The organism is Acidovorax radicis (assembly GCF_020510705.1).
In the GTDB taxonomy this organism is placed as follows: Bacteria; Pseudomonadota; Gammaproteobacteria; order Burkholderiales; family Burkholderiaceae_C; genus Acidovorax; species Acidovorax radicis_A.
In genome coordinates this window covers 2,555,622-2,573,788 of the sequence record NZ_CP075184.1, presented here as the reverse complement: position 1 = coordinate 2,573,788, position 18,167 = coordinate 2,555,622, and the positions used below count along the sequence as shown (strand labels likewise).

Annotated in this window: 17 protein-coding genes; 6 read left to right on the top strand and 11 right to left on the bottom strand. The window is 62.8% G+C overall.

Annotation, left to right across the window (positions count from 1 at the left end):
* The first annotated feature begins 81 nt into the window (after positions 1 to 81).
* From dapE to KI609_RS11730, 3 genes are all read left to right on the top strand, one after another.
* Entirely contained in the window at positions 82 to 1,275 is a 1,194-nt protein-coding gene (gene dapE / locus KI609_RS11740) for a succinyl-diaminopimelate desuccinylase (RefSeq protein ID WP_226443439.1), read from the top strand.
* Complete coding sequence (gene prmB / locus KI609_RS11735) at positions 1,272 to 2,207, top strand: 50S ribosomal protein L3 N(5)-glutamine methyltransferase (RefSeq protein ID WP_226443438.1); 936 nt, start codon at positions 1,272 to 1,274, stop codon at positions 2,205 to 2,207. The genes dapE and prmB overlap by 4 nt, the downstream gene beginning before the upstream one ends.
* 121 nt (positions 2,208 to 2,328) lie before the next feature.
* Positions 2,329 to 4,356 (top strand): ABC-F family ATP-binding cassette domain-containing protein, encoded by a 2,028-nt coding sequence (locus tag KI609_RS11730; RefSeq protein WP_226443437.1) that lies wholly within the window; start codon positions 2,329 to 2,331, stop codon positions 4,354 to 4,356.
* A 526-nt stretch (positions 4,357 to 4,882) separates the two neighbouring features.
* Here KI609_RS11730 and phbB read toward each other — a convergent pair.
* From phbB to KI609_RS11715, 3 genes are all read right to left on the bottom strand, one after another.
* Positions 4,883 to 5,620, bottom strand: coding sequence for an acetoacetyl-CoA reductase (gene phbB / locus KI609_RS11725; protein WP_226443436.1), 738 nt, complete (start codon positions 5,618 to 5,620; stop codon positions 4,883 to 4,885).
* Between the two features lie 387 nt (positions 5,621 to 6,007).
* Positions 6,008 to 7,186, bottom strand: coding sequence for an acetyl-CoA C-acetyltransferase (locus KI609_RS11720; RefSeq protein WP_226443435.1), 1,179 nt, complete (start codon positions 7,184 to 7,186; stop codon positions 6,008 to 6,010).
* Between the two features lie 107 nt (positions 7,187 to 7,293).
* The gene (locus tag KI609_RS11715; protein ID WP_226443433.1) at positions 7,294 to 8,994 is read right to left on the bottom strand and encodes a PHA/PHB synthase family protein; all 1,701 of its coding nucleotides are present in this window, start codon (positions 8,992 to 8,994) and stop codon (positions 7,294 to 7,296) included.
* Between the two features lie 137 nt (positions 8,995 to 9,131).
* On the opposite strand from KI609_RS11715, the gene KI609_RS11710 reads away from it, so the two are divergent.
* Positions 9,132 to 9,515: a hypothetical protein gene (locus KI609_RS11710; RefSeq protein WP_226443431.1), complete on the top strand. Its 384-nt coding sequence runs from the start codon at positions 9,132 to 9,134 to the stop codon at positions 9,513 to 9,515.
* On the opposite strand, the gene KI609_RS11705 is transcribed toward KI609_RS11710, so the two are convergent.
* The 3 genes from KI609_RS11705 to KI609_RS11695 all read right to left on the bottom strand — a co-directional run bounded on the left by KI609_RS11705 (position 9,435) and on the right by KI609_RS11695 (position 11,662).
* A complete protein-coding gene (locus KI609_RS11705) occupies positions 9,435 to 10,361 on the bottom strand; it encodes a polyphenol oxidase family protein (RefSeq protein ID WP_226443429.1) in 927 nt (308 codons plus the stop codon). The two genes, KI609_RS11710 and KI609_RS11705, sit on opposite strands and share 81 nt — an antisense overlap.
* Before the next feature lie 2 nt (positions 10,362 to 10,363).
* Positions 10,364 to 11,032: a maleylacetoacetate isomerase gene (gene maiA, locus KI609_RS11700; protein ID WP_226443427.1), complete on the bottom strand. Its 669-nt coding sequence runs from the start codon at positions 11,030 to 11,032 to the stop codon at positions 10,364 to 10,366.
* 117 nt (positions 11,033 to 11,149) lie between these two features.
* Positions 11,150 to 11,662 carry a MarR family winged helix-turn-helix transcriptional regulator gene (locus tag KI609_RS11695; RefSeq protein ID WP_226443425.1) on the bottom strand — a complete coding sequence of 171 codons (513 nt, stop codon included), beginning with the start codon at positions 11,660 to 11,662 and terminating at the stop codon, positions 11,150 to 11,152.
* Between the two features lie 154 nt (positions 11,663 to 11,816).
* Here KI609_RS11695 and KI609_RS11690 point away from each other — a divergent pair, with 154 nt between their 5' ends.
* Both KI609_RS11690 and KI609_RS11685 read left to right on the top strand, forming a co-directional pair.
* Positions 11,817 to 12,512 (top strand): fumarylacetoacetate hydrolase family protein, encoded by a 696-nt coding sequence (locus KI609_RS11690; protein ID WP_226443423.1) that lies wholly within the window; start codon positions 11,817 to 11,819, stop codon positions 12,510 to 12,512.
* Between the two features lie 109 nt (positions 12,513 to 12,621).
* Positions 12,622 to 13,173, top strand: coding sequence for an NUDIX hydrolase (locus KI609_RS11685; protein ID WP_226443421.1), 552 nt, complete (start codon positions 12,622 to 12,624; stop codon positions 13,171 to 13,173).
* Positions 13,174 to 13,248: 75 nt separating this feature from the next.
* Here KI609_RS11685 and KI609_RS11680 read toward each other — a convergent pair whose 3' ends face one another.
* From KI609_RS11680 to KI609_RS11660, 5 genes are all read right to left on the bottom strand, one after another.
* A complete protein-coding gene (locus KI609_RS11680) occupies positions 13,249 to 13,755 on the bottom strand; it encodes a hypothetical protein (protein ID WP_226443419.1) in 507 nt (168 codons plus the stop codon).
* Between the two features lie 150 nt (positions 13,756 to 13,905).
* On the bottom strand, positions 13,906 to 14,379 hold the full coding sequence (locus KI609_RS11675; protein WP_226443417.1) for a periplasmic heavy metal sensor: 474 nt from the start codon (positions 14,377 to 14,379) through the stop codon (positions 13,906 to 13,908).
* A complete protein-coding gene (locus KI609_RS11670) occupies positions 14,376 to 14,846 on the bottom strand; it encodes an anti-sigma factor family protein (protein ID WP_226443415.1) in 471 nt (156 codons plus the stop codon). Before KI609_RS11670 ends, KI609_RS11675 begins: the two co-directional genes overlap by 4 nt.
* A gap of 23 nt (positions 14,847 to 14,869) precedes the next feature.
* Positions 14,870 to 15,424 carry a sigma-70 family RNA polymerase sigma factor gene (locus KI609_RS11665; protein WP_226443413.1) on the bottom strand — a complete coding sequence of 185 codons (555 nt, stop codon included), beginning with the start codon at positions 15,422 to 15,424 and terminating at the stop codon, positions 14,870 to 14,872.
* Positions 15,425 to 15,785: 361 nt separating this feature from the next.
* Complete coding sequence (locus tag KI609_RS11660) at positions 15,786 to 18,155, bottom strand: penicillin-binding protein 1A (protein WP_226443411.1); 2,370 nt, start codon at positions 18,153 to 18,155, stop codon at positions 15,786 to 15,788.
* Positions 18,156 to 18,167 lie beyond the last annotated feature (12 nt).

Below are 18,167 nucleotides of genomic sequence, written 5' to 3'. Positions count from 1 at the left end.
CCGCTCGGCCCGCGCCAGTTGCTGGCGCAGCGCCTCGGGCAACCGATTCTTTGAACGTCCCTGATTTATTCCACGCTTCCCATGTCCCGCACACTGCAACTGGCCGAACAGCTTATTTCGCTGCCATCCGTCACCCCCCAAGACGCAGGCTGCCTTGATCTGCTGGCCGACCGGCTGGCCCCCCTGGGTTTTGCGTGCGAACGGATGGACAGTGGCCCGGCGGACTTCCGTGTCAGCAATTTATGGGCGAAACGGCCTGCAGCGCTTATTCCACAAGCGCAAGCAGCTATCAAAACCGTAGTATTTGCGGGCCATACCGATGTGGTACCCACAGGGCCGCTGGAGCGCTGGAGCAGTGATCCGTTCGTGCCGACCCACCAAGACGGCAAGCTCTATGGCCGAGGCGCCAGCGACATGAAAACCTCTATCGCCGCCTTTGTGGTGGCGGTGGAAGAGTTCCTCGCCGCCACGCCGCAGCCCCAGATTCAAATCGCCTTGTTGCTCACCAGCGACGAAGAAGGCCCTTCCGTGGACGGCACCAAGGTGGTCGTCGAGCAACTGACGGCTCGTGGCGAACGGCTGGACTACTGCATTGTGGGCGAGCCCACGTCGGTCGAGCGCACAGGTGACATGATCAAAAATGGTCGGCGCGGCACCTTGAGCGGCAAACTATCGGTGCGCGGCGTGCAGGGCCACATCGCTTACCCACAACTGGCTCGCAATCCCATTCACCAAGCGCTGCCCGCGTTAGCAGAGCTGGCCGCCATTTCCTGGGACCAGGGCAACGATTTCTTTCAGCCCACCAGCTGGCAGATCAGCAATGTCCACGGTGGCACCGGTGCCACCAACATCATTCCCGGGGAGGTCGTGGTGGACTTCAACTTCCGCTTTTCCACCGAGTCCACCGCCGAAGGGCTCAAGCAGCGTGTGCACGCCGTGCTGGACCGCCATGGCCTCGAATACGACCTGCGCTGGACGCTGGGCGGTCAGCCTTTTCTCACCACGCCAGGTGAGCTTGTCGACGCTGTCCAACGTGCCATTCACGCCGAAACGGGCGTGACCACCGAGCTGTCCACCACCGGCGGCACCAGTGACGGCCGCTTCATCGCCCAGGTGTGCCCGCAGGTGATCGAAATGGGTCCACCCAACGCCACCATCCACAAGATTGACGAGTATGTGGTCGTGGCTGACATCGAACCCCTCAAGAATATTTATCGCCGTACGCTGGAAAATCTGCACGCGCAGGCCCTGGCATCGACCGAGGTGGCTGCATGAGCGCAGTGCAACAACCCCTCCCAATTGCAGGCGACACCGTGGGCGCCCTGGTTGAATCCGGCGCCCAATGCCTTGCATCGGCCAGCGTATCGTTCGGCCATGGCACCACCAACGCGCGCGATGAAGCCGCCTGGCTCGTCTTGTGGCGCCTGGGTCTGCCTCTGGACAGCGATCTTTCAGACGCCTCCGATTCGGTCAAAAATCAGCCTGTAGCGCCCGCTGAGCAAGCGCTGGTAGCTACACTTTTTGAAGAACGCATCCGCACCCGCAAACCCGCCGCCTACCTCACCCAGGAAGCCTGGCTGCAAGGCGTGCCCTTTTACATCGATGAACGCGCCATCGTGCCACGCAGCTTCATCGCCGAACTGCTGGTCGATGGGGGCGCCGATGAGTACCTGAGCGATCACACCCACCGGGTGCTGGATCTGTGCACCGGCAACGGCAGCCTGGCCGTGCTCGCGGCCATGGCCTGGCCCGAGGTAACGGTGACCGGTGCCGACATTTCAGCCGATGCATTGGCCGTGGCACGCATCAATGTGGACAAACACGGCCTGCAAGACCGCATCCAGTTGCAACTCTCCGACGGCCTGGATGCCCTGCCCGGCCCGTGGGACCTGATCCTGTGCAACCCGCCCTATGTCAATGCAGCCAGCATGGCAGCACTGCCGGCGGAATACCAAGCCGAACCCGAGCTTGCGCTGGCGGGCGGCACCGACGGCATGGACTTCGTGCGCCGGCTGTTTGCCGCCGCGCCCGCCTGCATGAGCGAAGACGCCGTGATCGTGCTAGAGATCGGCAATGAGCGCGAAAACTTTGAAACCGCATTCCCCCAATTACCCGCTTTCTGGCTCGATACCAGCGCTGGCGAGGACCAGGTTTTACTGGTGACTCGGCGGGCTTTGGCTGCTCAATCCCGGCTCACGGCACAATAGAGGGTTGCGCGCCACTGTCTTTTTGCTCCGTTTGCATCGGTTGCACCGTTTGCCATAGCGCTGGCCCCCTGCTTTTTACTGCCACCCGCCTTGTGCGGGTGCGCTTTTTTCTGAACTCCGAATGATCACCCTTAAAAACGTCACCTTGCGACGCGGCGCCAAAGTGGTGCTGGACAGCGTTTCCGCCACCATCAACCCCGGCGAAAACGTCGGCCTCGTGGGCCGCAACGGCGCGGGCAAGTCCAGCCTGTTTGCCCTGCTGAGCGGCAAACTGCACGAGGACGGGGGAGATTTCTACATCCCCACCAGCTGGCGCATGGCCGAAGTCGCGCAGAACATGCCCGAGACCGACCAGTCGGCCACCGAGTTCGTGCTGGAGGGCGACACGCGCCTGGCCGAGGTCCAGCGCCAGTTGGTCGAGGCTGAGGCCAGCGACGATGGCATGGCCATCGCCCATGCCTATTCGGACCTGCATGACGCCGGTGCGCACGACGCCGTGGCGCGCGCTCAGGCTCTGATTCTGGGCCTGGGCTTTCGCGTCAGCGAGCTAGAGCACCCGGTCAACAGCTTTTCGGGCGGCTGGCGCATGCGGCTTCAATTGGCGCGTGCGCTGATGTGCCCCAGCGACCTGTTACTGCTCGACGAGCCCACCAACCACTTGGACTTGGACGCCCTGGTCTGGCTCGAGGCCTGGCTCAAGCGCTATGCGGGCACCATGATCGTGATCAGCCATGACCGCGAGTTTCTCGATGCCATCACCAACGTCACCCTGCAAATCCAGCAAGGCGAGCTGAACCGCTACGGCGGCAACTACAGCAAGTTCGAAGAGCTGCGCGCCCAGCAGCTTGAACTGCAACAGGCCAGCTTCTCCAAGCAGCAAGAGAAGATGGCCCACCTGCAGAAGTTCATCGACCGCTTCAAGGCCAAGGCCAGCAAGGCCAAGCAGGCGCAAAGCCGCGTCAAGCAGCTCGAACGCATGGAGAAGATCGGACCTGTGCTGGCCGAGGCGGACTTCACCTTCGAGTTCAAGGAACCTGCCAATCTGCCAAACCCGATGCTGGCCATCAGCGATGCGTCATTTGGCTATGTGGACGACGAGGGCACGCCCACCACCATCCTCACTGGCGTGAACCGCTCTGTGCTGGCGGGCCAGCGCATCGGTATTCTGGGTGCCAACGGCCAGGGCAAGTCGACCCTGGTCAAGACCATCGCGCGCACCATGAAAGCCCTGAGCGGCAGCGTGACCGAGGGCAAGGGTCTGAACATCGGTTACTTTGCCCAGCAAGAGCTGGACGTGCTGCGCCCGGCGGAGAACCCGCTGGAGCACATGATCCGCCTGGCCAAGGAGCTGGGCCCTGACGCCAAGCAACCTAGCCGCGAGCAGGATCTGCGCAGCTACCTTGGCACATTCAACTTCACAGGCGACATGGTCAAGCAGGCCGTGGGCACCATGAGCGGCGGCGAAAAAGCCCGCCTGGTGCTGGCGATGATCGTGTGGCAGCGCCCCAACCTGCTGCTGCTGGACGAACCTACCAATCACTTGGATTTGGCAACGCGCGAAGCGCTGGCCATGGCCATCAACGATTTCGACGGCACCGTCATGCTGGTCAGCCACGACCGGTCGCTGCTGCGCTCGGTCTGCGAGGACTTCTGGATGGTGGGCCGTGGCGTTGTGGGCCCCTTCGACGGCGATCTGGATGACTACCAGCGCTACCTGTTGGAAGAATCCAAGCGGCTTCGTGAAGAGGCGCGGCAGGCCGAACAAGCCCAGACATCCCTGGTCAACGCAGCCCCTGCCGTGGCTGCCACCACCGCCGCCGCAGCCACGCCTGCCTCTGGCACCTCCGCCACCGCGCCCTCTCGAGATGGGCGGGAGCAGCGCAAACTGGATGCCCAGGCACGGCAACAGCTGGCAGAAAAAACCCGACCGCTCAAGAAAGAGCTGGAACAGATCGACAAACGCATGGGAGCCCTGGCTGCCGAACGCGCAAAGCTGGAGCAAAAACTCACCGAGCCCCTGCCCCCCGCTGAAATTGCCGAATGCGGAAAACGCCTCAAAGCCGGCACGGACGAGACCGCCAAGCTGGAAGAACGCTGGCTGGAAATTTCTTCTGAGCTGGAAGAAATTTCGGCTGCCACCGCCAGTTAAGCATGTAATTTGATGTAACTTTTGCTGTAAAAATATGGCTCTAGCGCTTACCCATCAAGCGCTATTAGCTATGAATTTTGTAGTCATTTTTTTATTCGGCATCCGGGCCATTGCGGTTGCATTTTTTTGCAGAACGCTGTCAACGGACTGTGTAGACACCGCGTTGTTGGTACATCACAGGAGTTTTTCAGTATGAATACCACCGTAATCTTGAATGCTTGGCCCGAAGACGAACGCGATCGCAAACGCGCTCCATCCCGCTACTGAAGGCGCGGTAGCCCGTCCCTCTTTTTGTAGTCTTATCACAATGCCCGCCGCCAGAGCAATGCACCGTCAAGATCCGCCAGGATTGCGCTTTGCACGCACTGAAAGGGACATTTCATAGGCCCGTCAAAAAGATGGAGACAGCAGGCAACCCCTTCCGTTTCCCCCGCTTCTTTCCGGCCCTTTCAAAAAAAACCCCGCGTCGCGGGGTTTTTGTCTTTCTGGATGCTCCTTTGCGGGCATCAATGGCCGGGCATCTGCATTAGCCCATGTGCAGACCGCCATTGACCGAGAAATCGGCGCCCGTTGCGTAGCCGCCTTCGTCCGATGCCAGCCAGGCAATGATGGAAGCGATTTCGCTGGGCTCACCCAAACGCTTGACCGGCACGGTGGCGACGATTTTCTCCAGCACGTCAGGGCGGATGGCCTTGACCATGTCGGTGCCAATGTAGCCTGGGCTCACGGTGTTGACGGTGACGCCCTTGGTGGCAAGCTCTTGCGCCAGAGCCATGGAAAAACCATGCATACCCGCCTTGGCCGCGGAGTAGTTGGTCTGCCCTGCCTGCCCTTTCTCGCCGTTCACCGAGCTGATGTTGATGATGCGGCCCCAGCCTTTCTCCACCATGTCGGCCACCACTTGCTTGGTCACGTTGAACATGCTGTTGAGGTTGGTTTCGATCACGGCGTCCCAGTCTTCGCGCGACATCTTGAGGAACATGCGGTCACGGGTGATGCCCGCGTTGTTCACCAGCACATCAATGCTTCCGTGCTCAGCCTTTGACTTGCCGAAGGCCTCCACCGTGGAATCCCAATCGCCCACATTGCCCACCGACGCGTAAAACGTGAAGCCCTGGGCTTTTTGCTCGGCCAGCCATTTGGCATGATCACGTGTGGGGCCGCACCCTGCGATCACCGTGAAACCGTCTTTGTGCAGGCGCTGGCAAATAGCAGTGCCAATGCCTCCCATCCCCCCGGTAACGTACGCAACTTTCTGGCTCATGGCATTTCTCCTTGTCAGTAATGTGATCACTGCCCACTCTAACGAAAAATTCGAACGACGCCGTGAAGGAAAACACTGAAGCCGTTTCCTTTTTGACATATCCCCATGTTCTTACAATGAATGCCCCTCGACCGCCAAGCAGGCAGGCCCGGTCACCGTTTCAAGAGTCTCGGCACCGATGTCGATGGGCCAGCATTGGTGCCCATGCGCTTCCCCAAACCAACGCCTGCCGCACAGGCTCGCCATCCCCATGAGTGGCCAATAAAAACCATTCACCCACAAAAAAGCCGCGTTACAACGCGGCTTTTTTGCGGTGCCCGGCACCTGTGCACCGTGAACGAAACGCAATGCCAGGCAGTCCTCAGGACATCGCCGGGTTCTGGACGCTTAACGCTCCAGCGCCAGAGACACACCCATTCCGCCACCAATACACAGTGCGGCCAACCCCTTCTTGGCGTCGCGGCGCTGCATCTCATGGAGAAGTGTCACCAAGATGCGGCAGCCAGACGCGCCAATGGGGTGGCCGATGGCGATGGCTCCGCCATTGACGTTGACCTTGGCCGGGTCAATGCCCAACTCTTTGTTCACCGCGCAGGCCTGCGCTGCGAAGGCTTCGTTGAGCTCGAACAGATCGACATCGGCAGCGCTCCAGCCAGCGCGCTGCAGAGCCTTGCGTGAGGCGGACACGGGGCCCATGCCCATGATGGCAGGGTCCAGGCCCGTGGTGCCAAAGGCGGCAATGCGCGCCAGTGGCTTCAGGCCCAGAGCGGAGGCCTTCTTGGCGCTCATGACCACCACGGCAGCAGCGCCGTCATTGAGGCCCGATGCATTGCCTGCAGTCACGCTACCGGCCTTGTCAAACGCCGGGCGCAGGCCCGCCAGCGCTTCGGCGTTGGTCTTGCGGTTGAGGTACTCGTCCACGTTGAACAAAACCGGATCGCCCTTCTTTTGCGGCAGACTCACACCCACAATTTCGTCGGCAAATTTGCCAGCGTCTTGCGCAGCGGCGGCCTTTTGCTGGCTCCCGAGCGCCAAGGCGTCCTGCATTTCGCGGGTGATGCCGTGTTGCTTGGCAACGTTCTCGGCCGTGACGCCCATGTGGTACTGGTTGTACACATCCCACAGGCCGTCCACGATCATCGAATCGGTCATCTTCCAGTCGCCCATGCGCTGGCCTTCCCGAGAGCCGTTGAGCACATGGGGGGCCAGGCTCATGTTTTCCTGCCCGCCCGCCACCACGATTTCACTGTCGCCCCAGGCCACTGCCTGCGCGGCCAGCATCACGGCCTTGAGGCCCGACCCGCACACGGCGTTGATGGTGAGCGCCGGGGTCTCCTTGGCCACGCCCGCCTTCATGGCCGCCTGGCGGGCCGGGTTCTGGCCCACGCCAGCCGCCAACACCTGGCCCATGATCACTTCCCCAATCTGGTCGGACGAAAGCCCTGCGCGCGCAATCGCCTCGCGAATCACGATGGCGCCCAGCTCGGTAGCGGGTGTCTTGCTCAGGGCTCCGCCAAACTTGCCCACCGCTGTGCGGGCGGCCGAAACGATGACGATGTCTTCCATGGTATGTCCTTGTGGTTGAAGGTTGTTGCTAGGTCATTCTCGCAGCGGTGCTGATCCGTGCTTTTGCGTATCAGCATGCAATCTCCAAAAAGACATTGAACAGGCTCTCAGGCCTTCTTTTTGACGTAGCTGCCCGGTGCAGGCTCCATGGCCTTGAACTTTGTGCCCCTGCCATAGCCCTTGGGTGCTGCAATCTGTTTGCCCGCATGGCCTTTGAGCCAGGTCGACCAGTCAGTCCACCAGCTGCCGGGGTGCTCGGTGGCGCCTTCCAGCCATTGGTCGAGTGTGGCCGGCAGCTTGCCGTCGGCGCGGATCCAGTGGCTGCGCTTGCCTTTGGCGGGCGGGTTGATCACACCGGCAATGTGACCCGATGCGCCCATGACAAACCGTTTTTTGCCCGGCAGCGTCTGCGTGGACGCATAGGCGGCCGTGATAGGCACGATGTGGTCTTCGCGCGAGCCATAGATGTACACCGGCAGCGTGAGATGACCCAGGTTGATCTTCTCGCCGCACACCGTCAGCTTGTCGGGCTTGACCAGGTTGTTTTCAAGATAGAAGTTGCGCAGGTACCAGGCGTAGAAAGGCCCGGGCAGGTTGGTGCTGTCGCTGTTCCAGTACAGCAGGTCAAACGGTGGCGGCGTTTCGCCCTTGAGGTAGTTGCCCACCACGTAGTTCCAGACCAAGTCGTTGGGCCGCAGAAAGCTGAAGGTGGACGCCAGGTCCTGCCCCTTCATGAGCCCGCCATTGCCCATTTGCATCTCGCGGAACTTGACGAAGGCCTCGTCGATGAACACGTCAAGGATGCCTGTATCGGTGAAGTCGATCAGCGTGGTCAAAAAGGTGGCGCTGGCCACCGGCTCGTCGCCGCGCGCCGCCAGCACTGCCAGCGCATTGCACAGGATCGTACCGCCCACGCAGAAGCCCAGCGCATTGATCTGCTCGGCGCCGGTGATGTTCTGCACCACGTCGATAGCGGCCATGGCGCCGTCTTCCACGTAGTCGTCCCAGGTCTTGTGGGCCAGGCTGTCGTCGGGGTTGCGCCAGCTCACGACAAAGGTACGGTGGCCTTGTTCGACGGCATAGCGGATCAGCGAGTTCTCGGGCTGCAGATCAAGGATGTAGAACTTGTTGATGCAGGGCGGCACCAGCAAAAAGGGGCGCTCGTAGACCTTGGCGGTGAGCGGCTTGTATTCGAGCAGCTGGAACAGCTCGTTCTCGAACACCACAGCCCCCTCAGTTGTGGCCACGTTGCGGCCCACCTCGAACAGGCTTTCGTCGGTCATCGACACATGGCCCTGCGTGATGTCGTGCAGCAGGTTCTTCAGCCCCAAGGCAATGCTCTCGCCCTTGGTCTCGATGGCTTTCTTCTGCGCTTCGGAGTTGAAAGCCAGGAAGTTGCTGGGCGCCATGGCGGCCATCCATTGCTCCACGCCGAAACGGATGCGGGCCTTGGTTTTTTCGTCGGCCTCCACAGCATCGGCCAGGCCCATCAGGGTACGGGCGTTGAGCAGATAAGCCGCTGCTGAAAAAGCCGCCACCGGGTTGCTGGCCCAGCCTTCACCCGCAAAGCGCTTGTCCTTGATCTCGGGTGCGCCCTGAAGGCCCTGGGTCCACAATGCTTGCGCCTCTTGAAGATACTGTTTCTGCAGAGCCTCCAGCTTTGGCGAGGACAGTTTCAGCGGCATTGCCGCCGACGATTGCGCGCCTGAATCCAGCTTCTGAAACGATTGCAAGGCCTGCGACCAGCTTTGTCCGAAAATCTGCTGGAATTGCTGGGCACTTTGGGCCCAGGGTGATTCAGAATTCATGCTCTTTCCTCGGTGGTTGGGTCGCTCACAGTGGCTGGACTCTCGGGACTGTCGGTTTGATTGTTGCCCACGCTCTGGCACAAGGCAACGGCTCAATCCCTCACCACACACCAGCGCTCATCGAAAATGCAAAAACAATGTACCTGATCGTCATCACATGGACCTATGTCACGCTCATGATGGCCGTGGCCGAGGCCACGAGCCCCCTGGGCACCGTGCTGGGCGCGATCATCACCTTCGTTTTGTACGGTGTGCTGCCCATGGGCATTGTGGTGTACATCCTGTCCACCCCCGCGCGCAAACGCGCGATCAAGGCGCGAGAGGCGGCTGCGCAGGCCGCTCATGACGCGAAGAAGCAAGAGGAAGAGGCGGCGCTGGCGGAACACGCGCTACAGGACGCGAAGGCAAGGGCGCCCACCGCCCCTGGCGAGGATGCCGCCTCAGTCGCGCCAGATGCAGGCGGCGAAGCGCCCGCTGCCCCCGAGGGCCGCGTTATCGCGCCGGTACGAAAAGAACCGTGAGGCGTTCGCCACGGTGCACCAGGGCGCCGTGCTGTTGTTGCCATACACGCGGGTGATGCCCAGCGCACCCAGCCGCTGGCGCGCAAGGCCCGCCAGATCACACCCGTATTTGCCACCAGCCCCGGCGCGGGCGGTGAAAAACGCGGCAGCATCGGGCGACACATCACAGAACGCGGCGCGCACTTCAGCGCCGACCTCAAAGGCCTCAGGGCCGATACAAGGCCCCAGCCAGACCAGGGTGTCTTGCGCAACGGCATCGTGGGACGGGAGCGGGGATGATTCCGCAGCTGCCTTATATGCCTTATCTGTCTTACCTGATTTATCTGCTTCACTTTTGATAGCTGGCAGCGCTTGATGGGTAAGCGCTAGCGCCTCAAAACGCTTAAAAACAGATTCCAGAACGCCCTGCCCGCCCCAACCAGCCAGTCCACGCCATCCTGCATGGGCCGCAGCCACCACCGCGCCCGAGCGGTGTGCGAGCAGCACGGGCAGGCAGTCTGCCACCATGATCGTGCAGACCACACCGGGTGCGGTGGCCACGCAGGCATCGGCGGCGGTGCCATCGGGCGTGTGTGGGCCGAGGTGCACCACGCCGTCCCCATGGATCTGGTCCAGAAAAATAGCCCGGGCACCCGGTGTGGTGGTTTGTATCGTCGCCTGCAGCCGACTGCGGTTGGCATCCACGGCGGCACGGTCGTCCCCCACATGGGTGCCCAGGTTCAAACTGTCGCGCGGCGCGCGGCTCACGCCGCCGCTGCGCGTGGTGCACAGGGCATGCACGCCCGGTGGCGCAGGCCAATCAGGTGCCAGCCAGTCAGAGGCAGACAAGGCGCCTGCGTGGTGCATGGTCAGGCCTCGCTGTCGGGGCAGGCCGAGGGCTGCGCTTTTTGAAACGCGGGCAGCGCCATGCAGGCGTCATGCGCCCCCACGGTGAGCGGCAGGCCGTCCAGGCGCACCTTGAAGCGCTGCGCATTGAAAATCTGCGGCACCAGGCAACAATCGGCCAGTGTGGGGGTGTCGCCCCAGCACATCACCGAAGGCGCCAGGCCCTGGCTGGCGCGCTCTTGCGCCAGCAGCGCCAACTGGCGTTCGAAGGCCTCCAGCCCACTGCGCGTCCAGTGGTGGTACCAGGCGTTTTTGGTGTCTTCACTGGCCCCTGCCTCGCGCACCAGGTATTTGAGAACCCGCAGGTTGTTGATGGGATGGATGTCGCACGCCACCATCTGCGCCAGCGCGCGCACGTGCGCGCGGGCCAGGGGGGTAGCGGGCAGCAAAGGCGGTGTGGGATGTGTCTCGTCGAGGTATTCGATGATGGCCATCGACTGCGAAAGTGCAGCACCATCATCGGTGACCAGCGTGGGCACCAGCGCATCGCCCACGTGCTGGGTATAGGCCGGCTGTTGGTGTTCGCCCTTGACGAGGTGCACGGGCAGGTAGTCGTAATCCAGGCCCTTGAGCTGCAAGGCAATGCGCACGCGGTATGAGGCCGAGGATCGAAAATAGTTATAGAGCTGCATACAAGACGTGATGAAAAAGGGGGGTGGAGGTGGTGGTGGCGGACCAACGCGCCATCGGTATCAGACCCAGACAGCGGTCCTTGCTTTGCTTTGCGTCGAGCCCCTGCCGCTGCGCTATCAGCGGCGTGCTGCGTCTATCGCGCCCAGTGCGCCCAGCGCGCTGCCCGATGCGGTCACGGCGCCCCCCGCACCGCCAAGGTCGTGGTGGTTGTACACCACCTTGGACAGCAAAACCATGAAGTCTTCGCGCTCTTGCGCGCTCAATGGCGCCACCAGGCGCTCTTGCACACGCTGGGCGGCATCGCGCATTTGCAAGGCGGCAGCTTCACCGTCGGGGGTGATCCACAACAGCTTGCGGCGCCGGTCACCGGTGTCGGGCTCGCGCCGGATCCAGCCGCGCTTTTCGAGCCGCCCGATCACCGAACCCGACGTAGCCGCATCAAAAGCCACCCGCGATGCCAGGGTGACCTGGTCTTCGCCGGGCCGCGCGAGCAACTCGTGCAGGATGGCGAACTGCACCGGCGTCACATCAAAACCCGCCGTCTCTTCCATGAAAAGCGCCACGGCGCGCTGGTGGGCGCGGCGCACCAGGTGGCCTGGTGTGTGGTGAAAATCGAAGCTCATAGCCATGGGCGCGAGTGTAGCGCCCCCCCTGCAAGCGGGCCGGGTCCGTGGCACACTGCCGCACGGGTTCAGGCCCCCGGTTTTTACCCGCCATGGCGCCTGCAGAACCTGTTTCCATCCCCCGTTTTCTTCGCCAGATCCAGACAAAAGAAAGGCAGACATGAGCTACGTATTTTCTCCCGCCCCCGTGGCCAGCGTGCCCGTGGAGGGCAGCGGCGACCAATTTCCCGTGCACCGCATTTACTGCGTGGGCCGCAATTACGAAGAGCATGCCAAAGAGATGGGTTTCACCGGCCGCGAACCGCCGTTTTTCTTCATGAAGCCTGCAGATGCCATCGTGGTGGTCAACACGGGCGAAACCGGCCAACTGCCCTACCCCAGCCTCACCGCCAACCTGCACCACGAGATTGAACTGGTGGTGGCCATCGGCAAAGGCGGCAAAAATATCAAGGCAGCCGACGCCCTCGCCCACATCTATGGCTACGCCGTGGGCCTGGACATGACCCGCCGCGATCTGCAAAACGACATGAAGAAGCAAGGCCGCCCCTGGTGTATCGGCAAAGGCTTTGACGCCAGCGCCCCCATCGGCCCCATCACCCCGGCAGCCCAGGCCGGTGACGTGGCCAAGGCCGACATCTGGCTGCAGGTCAATGGCACAGACAAGCAGCGCAGCACCGTGGCCCAGCTCATCTGGAACATCGCCGAAACCATCGAGCACCTGTCGGCCGCGTGGGAGCTGCAGCCCGGCGACCTGATCTACACCGGCACCCCCGAAGGTGTGGGCGCCGTGGTGCGCGGCGACGTGTTGGAAGGCGGCGTATCGGGCCTGGGCACGCTGCGCCTGAGCGTGGTGTAACCCCGAGCACGCCGCAACGCACTGCAGTTCGCCGCCAAATACTCACTTTTCAATAGCTACTAGCGCTTTATCCATAAGCGCTAGAGACCTATTTCATTCAAAATTCTGCATGACCCACCGCAGCCCCATCAAACACTGCCGCGAATGTGGCACCGCCGTGGTGTACCGCCTGCCAGACGACGGCGACACCAAGCCGCGCGCCGTCTGCCCCGCGTGCAACACGGTGCATTACGAAAACCCGCTGAACGTGGTGGGCACCGTGCCTGAGCTGGCCGATGGGCGCATCCTGCTGTGCAAGCGCAACATCGAACCGCGCTGGGGCAAATGGACGCTGCCCGCAGGTTTTATGGAACTGGACGAAACCACGGCGGAGGGCGCCGCCCGCGAGACCGATGAAGAAGCCGGCGCGCAGATCGAGATGGGCCCGCTGTTCAGCCTGCTCAACGTGCGCCGCGTGGGGCAAGTGCACCTGTTCTATCGCGCGGCCTTACTCAGCGACCAGTTCAACCCCGGCTACGAAACCATCGAGGCGCGCCTGTTCACCGAAGAAGAAATACCGTGGGACGAGCTGGCCTTTCGCACGGTAAAGCAAACACTCGAGGCGTATTTCGCCGACCGCAAGGCTGGCCAGTTCGGGCTGCACTGTATCGACGTGGAATAACGCGCCGCCCCGGCCTGCGGCCGGGAGCGGCCATACCCACTGCGCACGGTGCGCTACGCACTGACCCGTGTTCACTCAGTGGGACAAGGGCAACGGAATGGATTTCCACCCGGAGTGGTTGAAATGGCTGCCATAGGTGTTGAGTGCCTGGGCCACCTTCACAACCCCCGCAGCGCGCGCCGTGTCGCCTTCCTGGCCTTGAGCCGCCTCCACACCTTGGAGTATTTCGCCGATCACGGTATGCAGCTGGGCATCGGCCTTGGGTTCGAGCTTGCAGTTCTCCACGATGTACGCCACCTGTTTGGAGATTTCCGCACCAAAGGCATCGTAGTCGGCGGCCTGCGCCTTGCCTGCATGGGCCAGGGGCAGCGTCTGACGGACGGCCTTGTGAATGGCCCCCATGCCCTGGCGCAGGGGGGCATCGATGTTCCATTTTTTGCCGGCATTGAGCTCTATGTCATGGGTTGCTGCGGCGCCGTGGCCGTGATCGTGAGCCTGGGCGGCCGGGCTGGCGGCCAGCGCCGCCACAGGCAGAGTCAAAGCGGTGGCCAGCAACAGGGACAGATACAGGGGCGATTTCATGGGAAGACTCCAGAAGGTTGAACAAAGGGGCCCGGGGATTCCCGAGCCTTGTTGCTTCAAACGACTGGCCCAGAAAATTGTTCCATCTGATTTGCATCTTTATCGAATCCACCGCGCTGCGCGCCGTGCGTCGCACGTTCTACGCAGCCCTCAATCGCGGTGCAGCAGCTCTTCTTCCGTGGATTCCTGGGCGTAGCGGCTGAGCAGCAGGGCCATCAGCCGGGCACGCTGCGCCTCATCGAGCAGGGCGCGCTCGGCCAGCAATTGCGCAATCACGCGCCGCTGCTGCGCTTCCTGCAGGATCGCGATGCGGGTCTGCTCTGCATCGATGGCGGCAGGCAGTGGCTCATCGGCAAAGATATGCCGCACCAGCGCCTCGCGATGCCGGCGGATATCTGCCCAGTTCACGCTGACCTCGTGCAGAAAGGCGGGTTCCAGTTGTTGCCAGCGTTGGCGCTGGTCGGCACTCAACGCCAAATAATCCGGCAGATTCACGGGGGTGTGCGGTACAGCACCCACCCTGGCCGCAGGCTGCCACTGGTGCATGGCCACGGCCACGATGAAGCCTGCATTCAGCGCGAGCGACACGGCCAACAACCATGTCTGGAGATGACGGCGATTCATGGCATTCCTTTCGGGAGACGGCATATTTCTGCGGCGGCGCACAGGCCACCCGGGGGGATGGGGTCAAACACCCGCACCAACGCCCCGCCCGACACGCTCGCAGCCGCCCCACCCAGCATCAACCCACCCAGCATCAACCCGCCCAGCCAGAGCCCCGACACCAGGGCTAACCCCGTGGTCAGACCCGCCAATCCGACAGGCATCCAACCGCGCCAGCCTGCCCCCGCGCGAGCGGGCCGTCGCCCCAGGGGCTGGGTGTGCAGACGATCGTTCCACTGCGCCGCAAGGTCGAACCCGAGCTGAGGCGATGGCAGCGCACGCAGGCTCGTGCCCAAGGCGGTCATGTCGTCGAGCCGTTGCTGGCATATCGGGCAGGCCTGCAGATGGCCGTTGAAACGGGCCCGCTCTGGCGGTTTCATCATGTGGTCCACATAGGCGGACAGGTCGGTATCTCGGGGGCAGGTCATGGCAAAGTCTCCAAGGTCTATGTTCAGCGCGGCATTTTGTCCAGTAGCCCTGCGCGCGCCCGTGTAATGCGCGATTTGACGGTGCCCACATTCAGCGCGAGCACGGCTGCTATGTCTTCGTAAGACATTTCTTCAATCTCCCGCAGCAGCAAGATTTCGCGGTGCTCCTCGGGCAGGCGGGCCAACGCCTTTTCAAGCAGCCCGTAGCGCTGCGCCGTCTCCAGCACCGCATCGGGTGCCGGAGCGGGGTCAGGGTGGCTGGCGGCGGTGTCTTCGTCCAGCGGCACGAACCCGACCCGCTTGCCACGCCGCAGCCAGTCAAAAGCCAGATTGCGTGCAATGCGAAACAGCCAGGTGCTCAGGCGGGCATCGGGCGTCCAGCGCGCCAAAGCCTGGTAGGCGTGCAGAAAAGTCTCCTGTGTGAGTTCCTGCGCGTCATCGGGCGACCGGGTAAGCCGCGCCACAAAGCGGTAGATCCGATCCTGGAATCGCGCCACCAACTCCGAAAACGCCGCGCGGTCGCCCCGCTGTGCACGCGCGGCGCAGGCTTCGTCATCGAGATGGCTGCAAATTCCCATGATTGAATGACTGCTTCAACGCGCGGCTCACCAGAATGTTCCCTCTATTTTTTGGTTCCGGGCGCTGGTGCCGCACACGCCCGCATCTTGGCATGTGCCCGGGCGGGGGAGCCGCCCCAGCAACCGGTCAAGACCGACCGTGAAACCGCAGAGCCGCCAAACCGCAAAAACCCACCTTTTACCGAAAGCGAGGTAAGGGGACAGGTTTCACGTGTCGCGTGTCCCGCGTGCCCTGCATGGCACGCGTAGCAAGAACGCTGCGGCCCATGGCAACGACCGCATCGCGGCCCACGTGGGGCGACAAGGCGTTGGTATTGAACACCATGCAGTGCCTGGCACGACCCATCAACAGTTCAACAGTTCAACCGCCCACCCGCTCTTGCGCTGGCATGGCGGGCGTCAAGGGTGTCAAGGGCGCAAGGGGCGTGATGACGACCGGCGCGGGGGGCGCCATGGGCTGCGGCGGCACATACGGGGCCTCGTCGGTGGTCACCGGGGGCAAAGTGCCCGGCGGCGGTGTGGGCTGTGATGGCTGCTGCGGCGACGGGGCATCACCGCCCCCGAACAGCCCGCGAATCCATTCGCGCATGCTGCCCAGCGAGGTGTCGGCGGGCGGCGGCACGTCGAACTCGTCCACAAACCGCTCGTTGCCATTGATCACCTTCGCGCGCAGGCCCTGTTGCATGAATTCACCCACCATGGGCAGTGCACTGCGGGCGCCCTGCCCCCAGTAGTCGCTGCGCAGCGTGATGCGGCCGTCGTTGAAGCCCGCCCAGGCACCCGCCACCACGCGGGCGTTCATCAGAATGAACCAGCCATCGGTGTTGTCTTGGGTGGTGCCGGTTTTGCCGGCCACATCGGCCTGGATGCCGTAGCGTGATCGGATCGCCGTGGCCGTGCCCCGGTCGACCCCGCCGCGCATGGTGTTGCGCAGGGTCTGTGAGGCGCGGGCGTCAAACACTTGTTCGGGGGTGGACTTGGCAAATGTCTCCAGCACCTTGCCGTTTTTGTCTTCGATGCTGGTGATGAGCACGGGCTCGACGTAACGGCCCAGGTTCACGATGCTGCAATAGGCCGTGATCATTTCCTTGAGGGTGACCGGGCTCGTGCCCAGCGCCAGCGAGGGCACTTCTTCAAGCGGGGACTGCCGCACGCCCAGCGCGCGTGCCACCTCGGCCACGCGGGCGGGGCCCACTTGCTGCATCACCTGGGCGGTGATGGTGTTTTTGGAGTAAGCAAGGCCATCGGCCAGGGTCATGGGTTCATCGCTAGGTGCACGCCCATCGGTGGGGCGCCACACGCGGCCACCGCCCAGCGGGATCTCAACGGCCGAGTCCATCAGCGTATCGGTGGGCGATGCGCCCTGGGCAAAAGCGGCCCCGTACACAAAGGGCTTGAACGTGGAGCCCGGCTGGCGGCGCGCGGCCGCCACATGGTCAAACGGGTCAATCCCGAAGTCACGGCTGCCCACCCACGCCAGCACATGGCCGTTGACCGGGTCCTGCGCCAGAAAACCCGCCTGCACGCGCGTTTTTTCAAGCCGCAGCTTTTGCATGAAGGTGTCGTCGGCCAGCAGGGTGTGCAGCGCTTCATCGGGCGGCGTGCCCTTGTCCTGCGCGGCGCGGTATTCGGCGCTTTCGCGCACCAGCGCCTGCACCAGTTCGTTGCCGGGGCCCCAGCCATCCTTGCGTGCCCAGGCTTTGTCGGCCACGTCCTGCAGTGCACGCCCCTGGCGGGCCACGGCCTGGTTGGCATAGTTTTGCAGGCGCGAATCAATGGTGGAGCGAATCACCAGCCCGTCGGCATACAGGTTGTAGCCATTGGCGTCGGCCCAGCCGATGAGCTGCTTGCGCAGCTGTTGCGCAAAATGAGGCGCAGGGCCCATCACCTCGGTCTGGCGCTCAAAATTAATTTTCAAAGGGCGTTTTTCGAGGGCGTCGAGCTCTTTGGCTGTGAGCTTGCCGCGTTTGACCATCTGTGCCAGTACCGTGTTGCGCCGCGCCTGCGCGCGCTCGGGCTGGGTCACCGGGTTGTAATAGGCCGTGCCTTTGAGCATGCCGATCAGCGTGGCGCTCTCCACCACATTGAGCTTGCCCGCCGACTTGTCGAAATAGGTGCGCGCAGCCATCTCGATGCCAAACGCGTTGTACAGAAACGGCACCGTGTTGAGGTAGGTCTCCAGGATTTCGTCCTTGGAGTACGAGGCCTCGATCTTCACCGCCGTGATCGCCTCCTTGAGCTTACGTGTAAGGGTGCGCGAGCGGCCGATCTCTTCGGGGAACAAATTGCGCGCCAGCTGCTGCGTGATGGTCGAGCCCCCTTGTGTGTCGCCGCGCAGCGTGAGCAACACAGACGACGCCGTGCGCCGCCAGTCGAGGCCAAAGTGGTCGTAGAAGCGGTGGTCTTCGGTGGCGATCAGCGCGTTGACGACGTTGGGCGAAATCTTGTCGAGCGGCACCCACTCGCGGTTGGCCCAGCGGTATTCGGCCAGCAGCTTGCCGTCGGCCGACATGAGCTGCGCGGGCAATTCGCTTTTGGCCTTGCGGATGTCCGTGATGCTCGGGGTGAAGGGCACCAGCGCCAGCGCATACAGCAGCAGCGCCACGGGCAGTGCGGCCAGCAGCCAGCATCCGCTGCGCAGCGACAGCAGGCGCTGCGGCCGGCGGAAAACAAAGGCCAGGGCGCTGCGCACCCGCGCCTGCAGTGCTTGCGAAGAAGAAGAGGATTCCATCGAGAATATGAT